The sequence below is a fragment of the Fulvivirga lutea genome, from assembly GCF_017068455.1.
Classification (GTDB): domain Bacteria; phylum Bacteroidota; class Bacteroidia; order Cytophagales; family Cyclobacteriaceae; genus Fulvivirga; species Fulvivirga lutea.
The window spans coordinates 597,349-609,893 of record NZ_CP070608.1 but is presented as its reverse complement, the minus strand read 5'-3'; the positions used below and the strand labels follow the sequence as shown (position 1 = coordinate 609,893).

Sequence of the window (12,545 nt, the reverse complement as noted above, 5' to 3'; positions counted from 1 at the left end):
TAAGCGCACTAAAAACCAAGAAAAGTGGCCACTGGCTGAAAAGTTAAAAAAGGTTAATTCTTCAACTGGCTGCATTTATACGTGTATTTTTGAACAATGAAGAAGTCCTCGGTATGGATAATAGTTGTACTTATGAGCATTGCACTGATAGGCCTGGCGAGCTTTCAGGTGTACTGGATTAATAATGCTATTAGCTTAAACAGGCAATCTTTTAATGAAAATGTGATTCTATCACTCAGGCAAGTAGCCACCAGTCTTGAGCGAATGGAGGTAGCCAACCTTGCCGCAAGTAGTTTTTATGCAGCTGTAAAGGAGTCTGATAGTGAGAAAATTAAACTCATTTACAGAGAAGAAACTATTGATGTCGATGGTAAAAGGCATGTCCTTATCGATGATGATAGTATTTCCGTATCAGAGAGACATTTGAAGTCGTTTAGGGAAGTGACACAAATTAGTGAGATCAAACCGCCTAGCCCTCCCCCTAAGCCCATCGATTTAGTTGTAATTAATGATTCTGTATTTAAGAGCAACAGAACTGAAAAATTTCTATCCAAGAGTCACATGGTAAATGTGGTTATTGAGCAATTAATAAGTCCGCATGCTATTAAAGAGAGAGTAAATCAGAAACTATTAGACTCCCTGTTACATACAACATTTTTGAGTAATGGAATCAACATACCTTATCATTTTGGAGTATTAGATGCTACTAAAAATGAGATTATTATGGGCGAGGCCGAGTCATTTGAAGAACTCAAATCTACTGAGTTAAGGGCCTCATTATTTCCGAACGATATTTTATCGAATGCCAACTATCTGCTGGTCAATTTCCCCGGACAAACAAGCTATCTGTTCAGGCAAATCTGGGCAACATTAGCGGCTTCAGTTTTATTTATTATTATAATTCTGGGATGCTTTACTTATGCTATTTACATCATCTTCAAACAGAAAAAAATCTCTGAAATGAAGAATGATTTTATTAATAATATGACGCATGAGCTGAAGACCCCAATTGCTACAGTAGGTTTGGCGGTGGAGGCATTAGGCGAAACAGAGATGCGTTCAAATGAAGCTACGCTTATCCGATATTTGGGAATGATTAAAGAAGAGAATAACAGGCTTTCTGTGCAGGTTGAAAAAGTGCTGCAATCCGCATTATTGGATAAGGAAACATTTAATCTTAAAACTGAGAAAATTCAACTGCATAGACTTATTGAATCAGCAGTAGATAAGATTCAAATAAGCTTGGAAGAAAAAAGTGGTTGGCTAAAAGTTGACCTCCAGGCGCAAAATGATCTGATAATTGGCGATTCGCATCATATCACCAATGTGATCATCAATATCCTGGACAATGCCATGAAATACTCGATAGACGCACCAGTTTTAACGGTATCAAGTTATAATAAGTCGAAAGGTATATGGTTAGAGATTACTGATAATGGAATGGGAATGGATTCTGAAACACTCAAGCATATTTTTGAAAAATTCTATAGGGCACATACTGGCGACAGGCATGATGTGAAAGGTTTTGGTTTAGGATTAAGCTATGTTAAAACTATTATAGACAGGCACGAAGGGTATGTTGAGGCAGAGTCTGAGCTTGGAAAAGGAAGTACATTTAAAATTTATTTGCCCAATGAACGATAAACAAAAAATACTTCTGGTAGAGGACGACCCAAACCTTGGCCAGATATTAAAAGAATATCTGGAGCTGAAAGGCTATCACATTCAGTTGGCACGAGATGGTGAACAGGGCAAAACCATGTTTGCCAAAGGGAAATATAATTTGTGTTTGTTAGATGTAATGATGCCGAAGATTGATGGGTTTGAGTTAGGCTCAACTATTAGAGAGATCGATGAAGAGGTGCCAATCATTTACCTAACAGCAAAGTCGATGAAAGAAGATACTATTAAAGGTTTTAAAATTGGAGCAGACGATTATATCACCAAGCCTTTTAGTATGGAGGAGCTCTTGCTAAGAATCAAAGCCATTTTTAAAAGAGTTGCACCCAATACGTCTTCAGTTGAAGGTCCCATCTCATTGGGTAGCTTTACTTTCGATCCTACAAGAAGGTTATTGGCCAAAGATGGTGAAGAGAGTAAGTTGACTACCAAGGAAAATGAGCTGCTTAAAATGCTTGTGTCATATCAAAACAAGGTGCTTACCCGAACGCTTGCATTAAAGCATATTTGGGGTGACGATTCTTATTTTAATGCCCGCAGTATGGATGTGTACATTACCAAGCTCAGAAAACACCTGAAAGCAGATGAAAATATCCAGATTCTAACCATACACGGAGAGGGGTTTAAGCTTGTTAAATTGTAATTATTTTAGTACTTTACCATTTCCCCTTAGGATTAACGAGTAAAGTGCTGTGTGAATTCCTTCGGCCAATTTTTGATAATTATTTAACAAATTAATTACAGCCAATCGGCAATGGTTGGTTAGAATTGTAGTCTCTAAAAGTTAAGATAATATGATTCAAATAATACCCTCTATCGCAATCATAGATGGCAAGGTGACTAGGCTCCAGCAAGGAGATTTTAGCAAAGAAAAGGTATATGATCAAACGCCCATCGATTTGGCTAAAACCTTTGAAGATCATGGCATAGAGGTAGTGCATTTGGTGGATTTAGATGGAGCCAGACGCGGCCAGCCTGTTAATTATCATATTTTGGAAGCCATTGCCGGCCATACCAATTTAAAAGTAGATTTTACAGGTGGTATTCATACCGATGGAGATATTTCAAAGGCCTACGAGTATGGAGCCAGCTATATCACTGCTGCCAGTATTGCTGTAAGCAGAAAAGAATTATTTGCTTCTTGGATTATTTCTTATGGTAGGGAGAAAATTACATTAGGTGCTGACGCACTAAATGAGAAGATATCAATTCGGGGTTGGCAAAAACAAACAGAGCTGGATTTATTTGACCACATCGACTATTTCTATTCCAGAGGTTTGAAATATGTAAAAACCACAGACATTTCTAAAGATGGTGTAATGGAAGGACCAGGTTTTGATCTATACAACAAAATGATGGAAAGATTTCCTGATATATGCCTTTTAGCTAGTGGTGGCGTGAGAGATATTAGCGACATTGAAAAGTTGAATGAAATGGGCGTATTTGCGGTGATCTTTGGTAAGGCTTTCTACGAGGGTAGAATCAAGCTGAAAGAGTTGGAAAAGTTTCTAATAAAAGTATCATAAAAAAACCTCCCCGATTGCCGAGGAGGTTGTAACTGATTTCAACCTAAACCAAAAAGAGAATATCAGTTAATTGTAATATCAAATTCTAAGTCAATATCACTTTCACCATCTTGTGCAGTGGATGTAGCAGATTTAATATCAGGCTGATGCTTGAGAATAATTCTGAATGTTCCAGATTGAGCGGTTGCTGCAGTTTGCCATACCGTAGTTAAACCTAATGGGTAACCAGCAGCATCATTTTCTGAGGCGTCATAATTTACAGCTCCATCTCGGCTATCAACGTTACCATTGCCTGCGGGGTCAGCGAACAAACCTGAAGTGAATTCAAAAAAGAACATATGCTCTTCATCTTCTTCTCTAATTTCTGCAGTGATGTCTTCACCTTCGGCAATATTATTAACGGATAATGTAAGTGTATAAGTCTCATCAGTTGAAAGAGTTATGGAAGGTGTGGTAAAATCAGCGGCACCATCACCGTCAGGATCAATGGCTGAGACAACTACTGGGGCTGATGAACCAGCTGGAGTAAACGTCAGAATAACGTTATCAATTACTTCTTCTTCATTTTCTGCTGCAGGAGCATCGTCATCATCGCAAGATGTAAAGCCTATTAATAAGGCCAACATAAAAATGTTAAGATATTTCATGGTACTAGTTTTGTTTTGATTTCTGCAATTATATTGCAAATGCAACAATGTTGCAAACAGATTATAATTTTAATTGCACGCCAACTTCAAAGTTGATGCCTTGCTCATCGGCAAAGTAGCGAATTAGGTTAGTATACTGCCTATAGGACGTATTCAGGGCATTTAAAACTCTTACAGAAAAAACCCACTGTCGTAAGCTTAATGCTGATGATAGATTCAGAAGAGCATAGCCATCAGGAGCCTCCGTAAAGTCAAAATTGGAATTATTATCCAAGAAAGGATTGTAATCAGGATTTTCCACAAAAACCTCTGGTGCAATGACTCTTGGTGCATTGTATTGCCTAAAAGTATAACTTACATCTGCAGCAGCAGACCATTCATACTCACCAATTTTAGTACGGTAGCCCAACTGATATGATAATCTATTGGGTGGGATGTTAAATAAAACATCGTCATTTTTAATATCTTTTGTGTACAGGAATGTGCCGCTAACCTTAGATGATAACCTATCAGTATGCTTGTATTTAATCGTTACATCTGCCCCGGTAAACACGGCATCAGTTTGTTTATAAATAAATAAAGGTAATGTACCTCTTACCGTACCGGAAATACCTCCCGGTGCTTTATAAATATAATTGTTAATCATATTTAAATAAGGAGAAGCTTCAATTTGAAACCTATCGTTAGAATAGGTATAGGTAGCAATTAGCTTATAGCCAAGTTCATTGCTCACTTCCAGATCGTTATTATCAAGAACACGGTCCGTGCTGAGCGTGGTACCCTCTAAACTGTATCTGTAAAAACCATATTCATTAGTAAACTGATGTTTTCCAAAACTGTAGAGTTCAGCAATATTAGGTGGGCGCCAGGCAGTGGCTGCATTCACTCTAATAATGCCTCCATTACTCATCGTTCTTGAAAGGCCAATGATTCCACTTACGCTATTGAAGTTCTGCTCATTTCTAAATATATCATTGCTGCTGTCTCTACCCCTGAAAGAGGCTAGCTGAATGTCATATCGAATACCAATATCGAACTGGTAATTATTTCCAAGCGGTCTGGTTTCCGTTAAAAATAAGCCAAAGCGAGTGTTATTGTAGTTGGGGATAAACGGAATGGTGTTGGTTCCTGGTATATTATTATTGTCCTGATACAGCCATTGCATGCCAATAGAACCTTCCCAATCGTTAACAATAGGATGCCACCATTCTACATCAAGTGTGTGGGTGGTAAGCTCTAAATTAATGGATGGAGTCTCATTGTTACTACCTCTTCTCACATCAAACTCCTTTCTATTATTCATCTGCAACCCATAAGTTAGGCCTAATTGGCTATTCGTGAAATTGTAGAAGGCCTCGGTTTTAAATACTGCGTGTTCAGTGACCTGTTTTGGTGAATTAATATCGTAGGAGAAACCCCGAGTAAAGTCGGGAACTTCATCATTAATTGCATCAGCTAAATCTTCGATATTTCCGGTAATGGAGCCTCTTAATATGCCAAGTTCCTGATGCAGGAAACTAAAATAAGATTTCATGTCCCAGTTTTTCCGATGAAAGCGCAAGCCTATCGCGCCACTCATTTCTCGCATGCCTGTGTTGGTGAGCTGATAGTCTGGCGCTTCTAAATCACCCTGATACCTGGTCGCACCCTGTGCCATCCAGGCGAAATTGCCATACCCTTTTTGTAATAATATGCTGCCATCTATGGCTCGGCCGTTAGACTCTCCTTTCAAATGAACGTCACCATGCAAATGGGAAGTCAATTCCATTTCAGGTGGATTCACCAATATAACACCTCCCAGTGCATTCGGCCCGTATTTTACTGCTGCTGCACCTTTAATTACTTCAATTTCATCAATAAGAGAGGCATCAATTTCAGGAGCATGTTCCTGACCCCAATCCTGTGACTCATGTCTTAAACCATTGTTAATAATTAAGATTCGATTGCTATGCAATCCGTGAATAATTGGCTTGGTAACATTACTTCCTGTAGAAAGTGTTGATACACCCGCTACTGAAGACAATACGTTACCTAGAGAAGCTGATTTTATTTGCTCTAATTCCCGACCCTCAATTTTAACGGCTGTGTTACTTTTAAATGCGCTTACGTCACTTTCTTCTTCTATTACAATACTTTCCAGAATCAGATTATCGGGAGCAAGTTTAACTATTGGTTCTTCATGAAAAATATCATGGTGGTGTGTGATGGGTTTATAGCCGATGTGCGAAATAAGCAAGTCTACTTCGGTTTCACAGAGTCCGGTAAACTCAAAATAACCTTCTGCATTGGTAGTGGTGCCTTTCGCAGTTCCTTTTATCTGCAATGAAGCAAATTCAATAGGCTCATTCGTTTGCCCATCTACTATTGTTCCCGTAATGGCACACGTACAATTGGCAGCACAATTAGTGGACTGACTATAACTTGAGCTACTAAAAGAAAGTATAAGGAAAATTAAAAATCGGAATCGCATTACTCTTTCAAATGCAACAAAGTTGCATAAACATTTTAAAAGTAATAGTAATTGAGGATTAATTACTGATCGATAACCTCGGTGAACTTAAATTTTTGGATGATGTAGTACAGAAAATTAAATGAAAGTACTGATTCTGCTTCGCTACCGCTGCTGCCTGAAGATGACTTTTTATCTTTTTCATCGTTGGAGTCGCGTTGTTTAACTACTTCTTTTTTGGAAATGCTCTTGGTGGGTGCTTTCAACTTTTCTTTTTGATCCAGATTTTCTTCCGGTTTCACCAAAGATTCATCGCTGTATTTTTCGCTAGCGTCATAACTTTCATTGATTCCAAACTCTGGATTGATAGCGCCATAATCATCACCTGTTTGTGCATAAGCACTGCTGAATAAGGCTGGGAGCCCTATCATTACCATACTCAACACATATAACTGCAGCTTAATTTTATGCATCACATTCTAGAAATGTGGTGTAATATACGCATTAAACATCAAAAGGTTATTTACTGTTTTTGCGGATGTACCTTATTTTCGTTAATTACATCAAAATTGTATTTATGGATCAGATCACCTGGAAAGATTTTGAGAAAGTGGAGCTGCGGGTTGGAACAATCAGTAGGGTAGAAGATTTTCCTGAAGCCAGAAAACCGGCTTATAAACTATGGGTTGATTTTGGGGCAGAACTAGGCGAGAAAAAGTCTAGTGCTCAGATAGTTAAGCATTACACTAAAGAAGAGTTGATAGGTAAGCAGGTTATTGGTGTGATAAATTTTCCTGAAAAACAGATAGGCCCGGTACTTTCTCAGGTATTGGTAACGGGCTTTGAAGATGATAGTGGTAATGTGGTGCTGGCCACACCGGATAAACGTGTACCAAATGGCAAAAAATTATTTTAATGGCTGATTCAATGTACATGAAACCACTGAAACCTGTAGATCTCACAGAGATGTACATTACGTTTCTCGATGCCTTTTCAGACTATCCCATACCCTTTAAACTTACCAAAGAGCAGTTTGTACGGAAGTTCGTACAGAAATTAAAATTGGATTTTGGACTTTCAGTGGGTGCCTATCATTACGATGGAGCCTTGGCGGGTTTCATATTTACGGCAGTAAATTACTATGAAGGAAAGCTCACTGCCTACAATGGAGGCACAGGTGTGAGGCCACGCAGTCGAGGCTTCAGACTCACCACACAGATGTATGAATACCTCATACCGCTGTTAAAAGCAAGGGAAATAAAGCAATGTGTTTTGGAGGTACTTACATCCAATGACAGAGCAATTAAGGCGTATGAGGGTATCGGCTTTGAGCGGACTAAATACTTTAAATGCTATATTCTTAATAATGAAAATCCTGATTTTAGTAAAACAGACCAATCAGGTAATTATGAGATAAAGGAAGTTAAAATTCCTAACTGGAATTTGTATGACAAATTTTGTGATTATGCACCAAGTTTTTTAGATACCTCTCGCATGATTGATGATAATCTGGCAAATGAAACCATTGTAGAAGTGCGTGAAGATGACGAATGCGTTGGTTTTGCTATTTATCAACCTTCTTTTGGAAGGATAAGCCAGATTGGTATAAAGCCCGAAAAGCGAAGAAATGGCATCGGCACTACATTAATGAATTATATTTATCAGAATAGTATTCTCAAGAAAATTACGATCATCAATGTGAATGAAGAATCGGAAGGCACCAAGCTTTTCTTTCAAAGCCTAGGCTTCGAAAATCAGATAGATCAGTACGAAATGATCTTAAGCATATGACTTTCAAAGAAGTCTTACATATTACTGGCGGAAAATCCCTGAAATCGGATAGCCCTGATTTAGCCATTAAATCTTTGTTGATTGATAGCAGAAAGCCATTTATCGCCAAGGGAGCTGTATTTTTTGCTGTTGATGGCAGCAACCATGATGGCCATGAGTATATCAATGATTTATACGCGAAGGGAATCAGAAATTTCATTGTTGAGAAGGATGTTGCTCTGCCCGGAGATGGCAATGTGGTAAAAGTGAAAAGCTCCATTGAAGCACTTCAAAAGATTACCAAGTATCATCGTCAGCAATTCGATATTCCAACGATAGCCATTACCGGTAGTAATGGAAAGACCATTGTGAAAGAATGGTTGTATAGCTGTCTTTCTACCAAATTCAGGATTGTAAAAAGTCCACATAGCTTTAATTCGCAGATTGGGGTGCCACTTTCCGTTTGGAATATGAGTGGTGAGCATGAGCTGGCCATTTTTGAGGCTGGAATTTCCAAGGCTGGTGAAATGCAAAAGCTGGCGGATATCATACAGCCTACAATTGGAATATTTACCAATTTAGGAACAGCCCATGATGAAGGGTTTGAATCAAGAGAGAAAAAATTTGAAGAGAAAAAACAGTTATTTAAAACGGCCCAAGTAGTTGTATTTAATGCAGACCAGCAAGGGATAAATTTTGGCAATAAAGGCTTTGGTTGGGGAGAGAGTGGTAATGGAGAAATTCAGGTTGTTGAAACACATGCTGATAAATCGTATACCAATATTCGATTAACTTATAAATCCAAGGACTATACTTTAGCGATTCCATTTTTGGATCATTCTTCCATTGAAAATGCGATGCACTGCGTTGCAACTATGCTTTATCTCGATTTCTCGGAGCACGAGATTCAGGAAGCCTTAAAAAAGTTGCACGGTATCGGCATGCGCCTGGAATTGAAGAGAGCCATCAATGGAAGTTATTTAATAGATGACACTTATAACAACGACCTTGCCGGACTCAAGCAAGCTATTGAGTTTCTATCGCTTCAAAATCAGAAAAAACGGAAGGTCATTATCCTTTCCGATCTTCTTCAATCAGGCCTTCAACATGATGTTCTCTACAAGGAAATAGCCGAACTAATTAATGCGGCTAATATTGAGATGACAATTGGGATTGGTGAGCATATTACTTCTCTAAAAAAATATGTTTTAGGCGATACTGCATTCTTTAATAGCACCAAGCAGTTTTTGGAGAACATTTGCAATTTTGATTTGGCTTCGTCATTAATTTTAGTGAAGGGTGCTCGTGTGTATCAGTTCGAAAAAATAACTCGCGTACTCGAAGAAAGGATTCATGGCACCGTTCTGGAAATTAATCTGGATGCACTGACTAACAACCTCAATTTCTATCGGTCAAAATTAAAGGACGAAACTAAACTGATGGTTATGGTAAAAGCCTTTGCTTATGGCAGTGGAAGCTTTGAAGTAGCCAACTTGTTGCAGTTTCATCGGGTAGATTATCTGGGAGTGGCTTATGCCGATGAGGGTGTGCAACTCAGAAATAACGGGGTTTATCTACCAATTATGGTGTTAAATCCTAGTGAAGAGAGTTTCGAATCCATGTTAGAACATGACCTTGAGCCAGAGATTTATAACCTCTCCCTGCTGCATTCCTTCATTCAGTTTTTAGATGGTCAAAAAGCTTCAATTCATATTAAATTGGAAACGGGCATGAAAAGGCTGGGCTTTGAGAGGCAGGATTTGGACGAGCTAATTGAATTACTCAAGGCGAATAAAAACATTGAAGTCAAAAGTATTTTTAGTCATCTGGCTGGAGCCGATGAATCAAGGCACAACGATTTTTCTAAGCAACAGGCAGCAGTTTTTAATCAGGGATCTCAGAGGATTATGAGTGAGTTAGCTATTAAACCATTGCGGCACCTGGTAAATTCTGCCGGCACACTTCGTTTTCCTGAATTTCATTACGATATGGTGCGTCTGGGTATTGGCCTTTATGGATTAGAAACCAATGAAGAAGAGCAGGATAAATTATTAAATATTAGTACGCTAAAAACCGTGGTTTCTCAGGTTAGAAAGCTTGAGAAGGGAGAAACGGTTGGCTACGGCAGAAATGGTGTGGCAGAAAAGCCAATGGAGATTGCAACCATAGCCATAGGTTATGCAGATGGCTACACACGCGCCTTTAGTAAAGGTATTGGTGAAGTTTGGGTAAATGGAAAACGAGCAAAGGTAATTGGCAACGTGTGTATGGATATGACCATGATTGATGTGACTGGCATGAATGTAAAAGAACGTGATGAAGTTGAGATTTTTGGTCCGCACATACCTATTCAGGAATTAGCTAATAAAACCAATACCATACCTTATGAAATACTCACCAATGTAAGTCAAAGGGTAAAGCGTGTCTATTATGCGGAGTAGTAAACACTAATTATAAGTCAATTCTACACTTTTTCATGTGTTCATATTTTGTTCAGGATTTTCTTGATTAAAAAACGAATACTTGAAGAAAAAACATGAAAAAAGCGTATTGGCTCACTGCAGCATTCTTCATTATTTCCTTACTCATTATTTTACTAAAGCAGTCCAGTCCTTTTGGCTGGATATTTTCACTGGCACTGAATTTATTTTTTGCGTGTGTAGTGGCTTTTTTACTATTCGGGGGACTTCACTTATGGTACAAAAACAAAGTGCTCTCAAGAATATTCTCATCACTTATTCTGGCTTTTGCCCTATTGATAGGCGCCATTCAATTATTGATTAATATTGACTATCGCTTGGTACTTCCTCTTACCTCAACCGACATGTCTCAGGAAGATTGGCAGGAAGACATTAATTTTTTACAATCTAAAATAGTTGGCCATCCAGCGGTGAAAGCAGATGTCATATTGCCAAGAAAAATTAATTATAAAAATTTAGAAGGATTAAGTGATGATGACAAGTTGCTTGAGATCATACGACAAGTTTCCGTATTTAAAGATGGACATAGCTATGTGCCGCCATTTCAATTGTACAACCAATCCCAATACCTTCCTTTAAAGGGATATTATTTTGATGATGGTTATTACGTGCTGGCAGCCGCTTCAGAATATCAGGAACTAGTAGGTAAACAAATATTGAAAATTGGAGGCGTTAGTATCGAACATATTTTCAATCAAGTAATTGAAATTACTGGCCCTGAAAATGAGTATAACGCAAAGTATCGATTTGATTTTTACCTCTATAACTTAAACCTTTTAAAATCATTAAAAGTAGTTGACGGTGACAAGGTGCCAATTATCTATCGTGATAATGAAAAGGAAAATGTAGTTACAGTTAAAGGTGGGTCTTTCATTAACTGGCTGTTTTGGGTGCTCAAACCAAATGAGCTTATTTTGCCACCAACCATAGGGTTGCAGAAGCCTAATTACAACTTATTTTTTGAAGATAAGAATCTGGTTCTCAGGCTTAACTTAATCGAAAACATATCGGATGATAACAGCATTGAAATGCTAGCCGATCAATTACGTTCTCAATTAAAAAGTGAGCCGGAAAGTTTGATTATCGATCTTCGAAATAATTCTGGAGGAAATAATCAATTATATGAACCTATTATTCGTGCTATTCTTGAGAGCACCTATATCAATGATAGTAGCAGACTTTTTATTTTCACGAGTTATACTACATTCTCGGCAGGTATAAACTTTTTAGATGAACTAAAGCAAAGGACTACAGCAACACTTATCGGTCAGCCAACAGGAGCAGGCCCTAACCACTATGGTGATGCTCAATTGATGACACTCCCTAATTCAGGCATTTTCTTTTTTCTTTCAACCAGACAATGGACGGGTATAGGCAAAAATGATTCGCTAAAAACGATGAAGCCAGACATTTTAGTGCGGTACAATTTCGAAGATTACTTAGAAGGAACTGATCCATGGACTACTGCTATGAAGTCTTTCAGTGATGAGGAAAAAAGAAACCCTTAAGAATTAAAAGTAAAATGATAACAAGTATCAAAACCCAAATACTAGTTTTATTTAGCAAAAACCTTTGAATTTGTTGTTGGAAGAGGGGAATAGGTGTGGTTATTTCAGTTACATTGCCTGTCCACTCATAACCAACTTTGCTGAGAGTTTGAATGCAATCGTGTGGAGCAAGAAGCTTTCGTAATTTAGATATCGCCTTGGTTAAGGTTTCATCTGAGTAAACTTCAGCGGCCCAAAAAGTGTCTTTTAACTCATCACGGGTAATAGGCTGAAAAGGCTTATTAATTAAATAGGTTAACAGTTTAGATAAAAGAGGCTCCACTTTTTTGGTGGATTTGGATGCTATATGCCTAATAATATTCTTGCCGGGTTGGAATTCTATGTCATCTTCGATTCGATACACGAGATTACTCTTAGTGCTATATTCAGTCTGTTGAACAACTTCCATCATAGGTTACAAATAAATACTTGCTTAAAGCTACCTA

Annotated in this window: 11 protein-coding genes; 7 read left to right on the top strand and 4 right to left on the bottom strand. The window is 38.1% G+C overall.

Annotation, left to right across the window (positions count from 1 at the left end):
- Positions 1-132: 132 nt before the first annotated feature.
- From JR347_RS02930 to JR347_RS02920, 3 genes are all read left to right on the top strand, one after another.
- Positions 133-1,644, top strand: a complete 1,512-nt coding sequence (locus JR347_RS02930) for a sensor histidine kinase (RefSeq protein ID WP_205722560.1) — start codon at positions 133-135, stop codon at positions 1,642-1,644.
- The gene (locus JR347_RS02925; protein ID WP_205722559.1) at positions 1,634-2,323 is read left to right on the top strand and encodes a response regulator transcription factor; all 690 of its coding nucleotides are present in this window, start codon (positions 1,634-1,636) and stop codon (positions 2,321-2,323) included. Before JR347_RS02930 ends, JR347_RS02925 begins: the two co-directional genes overlap by 11 nt.
- 151 nt (positions 2,324-2,474) lie before the next feature.
- Entirely contained in the window at positions 2,475-3,206 is a 732-nt protein-coding gene (locus JR347_RS02920) for a 1-(5-phosphoribosyl)-5-[(5-phosphoribosylamino)methylideneamino]imidazole-4-carboxamide isomerase (RefSeq protein ID WP_205722558.1), read from the top strand.
- A gap of 62 nt (positions 3,207-3,268) precedes the next feature.
- Here JR347_RS02920 and JR347_RS02915 read toward each other — a convergent pair whose 3' ends face one another.
- From JR347_RS02915 to JR347_RS02905, 3 genes are all read right to left on the bottom strand, one after another.
- Entirely contained in the window at positions 3,269-3,853 is a 585-nt protein-coding gene (locus JR347_RS02915; protein WP_235689739.1) for a hypothetical protein, read from the bottom strand.
- A 61-nt stretch (positions 3,854-3,914) separates the two neighbouring features.
- Positions 3,915-6,323: a TonB-dependent receptor gene (locus tag JR347_RS02910; protein ID WP_205722557.1), complete on the bottom strand. Its 2,409-nt coding sequence runs from the start codon at positions 6,321-6,323 to the stop codon at positions 3,915-3,917.
- A 62-nt stretch (positions 6,324-6,385) separates the two neighbouring features.
- Positions 6,386-6,775, bottom strand: a complete 390-nt coding sequence (locus JR347_RS02905; protein WP_205722556.1) for a hypothetical protein — start codon at positions 6,773-6,775, stop codon at positions 6,386-6,388.
- A gap of 104 nt (positions 6,776-6,879) precedes the next feature.
- Here JR347_RS02905 and JR347_RS02900 point away from each other — a divergent pair, with 104 nt between their 5' ends.
- From JR347_RS02900 to JR347_RS02885, 4 genes are all read left to right on the top strand, one after another.
- On the top strand, positions 6,880-7,218 hold the full coding sequence (locus tag JR347_RS02900; protein WP_205722555.1) for a tRNA-binding protein: 339 nt from the start codon (positions 6,880-6,882) through the stop codon (positions 7,216-7,218).
- Positions 7,219-7,235: 17 nt separating this feature from the next.
- A complete protein-coding gene (locus JR347_RS02895) occupies positions 7,236-8,093 on the top strand; it encodes a GNAT family N-acetyltransferase (RefSeq protein ID WP_205722554.1) in 858 nt (285 codons plus the stop codon).
- Positions 8,090-10,513, top strand: a complete 2,424-nt coding sequence (locus JR347_RS02890; protein ID WP_205722553.1) for a bifunctional UDP-N-acetylmuramoyl-tripeptide:D-alanyl-D-alanine ligase/alanine racemase — start codon at positions 8,090-8,092, stop codon at positions 10,511-10,513. The genes JR347_RS02895 and JR347_RS02890 overlap by 4 nt, the downstream gene beginning before the upstream one ends.
- Positions 10,514-10,608: 95 nt before the next feature.
- The gene (locus JR347_RS02885) at positions 10,609-12,060 is read left to right on the top strand and encodes a S41 family peptidase (protein WP_205722552.1); all 1,452 of its coding nucleotides are present in this window, start codon (positions 10,609-10,611) and stop codon (positions 12,058-12,060) included.
- Here the strand turns inward: JR347_RS02885 and JR347_RS02880 are convergent.
- Positions 12,032-12,511, bottom strand: coding sequence for a winged helix-turn-helix domain-containing protein (locus tag JR347_RS02880; RefSeq protein WP_205722551.1), 480 nt, complete (start codon positions 12,509-12,511; stop codon positions 12,032-12,034). The two genes, JR347_RS02885 and JR347_RS02880, sit on opposite strands and share 29 nt — an antisense overlap.
- Positions 12,512-12,545: the final 34 nt, after the last annotated feature.

What these genes read in the sequence shown, in the direction of transcription:
- JR347_RS02930 (WP_205722560.1), top strand. Translation starts at nt 133, where the DNA reads ATGAGCATTGCACTGATAGGCCTGGCGAGCTTTCAGGTGTACTGGATT.
- JR347_RS02925 (WP_205722559.1), top strand. Translation starts at nt 1,634, where the DNA reads ATGAACGATAAACAAAAAATACTTCTGGTAGAGGACGACCCAAACCTT.
- JR347_RS02920 (WP_205722558.1), top strand. Translation starts at nt 2,475, where the DNA reads ATGATTCAAATAATACCCTCTATCGCAATCATAGATGGCAAGGTGACT.
- JR347_RS02915 (WP_235689739.1), bottom strand. Translation starts at nt 3,853, where the DNA reads ATGAAATATCTTAACATTTTTATGTTGGCCTTATTAATAGGCTTTACA.
- JR347_RS02910 (WP_205722557.1), bottom strand. Translation starts at nt 6,323, where the DNA reads ATGCGATTCCGATTTTTAATTTTCCTTATACTTTCTTTTAGTAGCTCA.
- JR347_RS02905 (WP_205722556.1), bottom strand. Translation starts at nt 6,775, where the DNA reads ATGCATAAAATTAAGCTGCAGTTATATGTGTTGAGTATGGTAATGATA.
- JR347_RS02900 (WP_205722555.1), top strand. Translation starts at nt 6,880, where the DNA reads ATGGATCAGATCACCTGGAAAGATTTTGAGAAAGTGGAGCTGCGGGTT.
- JR347_RS02895 (WP_205722554.1), top strand. Translation starts at nt 7,236, where the DNA reads ATGAAACCACTGAAACCTGTAGATCTCACAGAGATGTACATTACGTTT.
- JR347_RS02890 (WP_205722553.1), top strand. Translation starts at nt 8,090, where the DNA reads ATGACTTTCAAAGAAGTCTTACATATTACTGGCGGAAAATCCCTGAAA.
- JR347_RS02885 (WP_205722552.1), top strand. Translation starts at nt 10,609, where the DNA reads ATGAAAAAAGCGTATTGGCTCACTGCAGCATTCTTCATTATTTCCTTA.
- JR347_RS02880 (WP_205722551.1), bottom strand. Translation starts at nt 12,511, where the DNA reads ATGATGGAAGTTGTTCAACAGACTGAATATAGCACTAAGAGTAATCTC.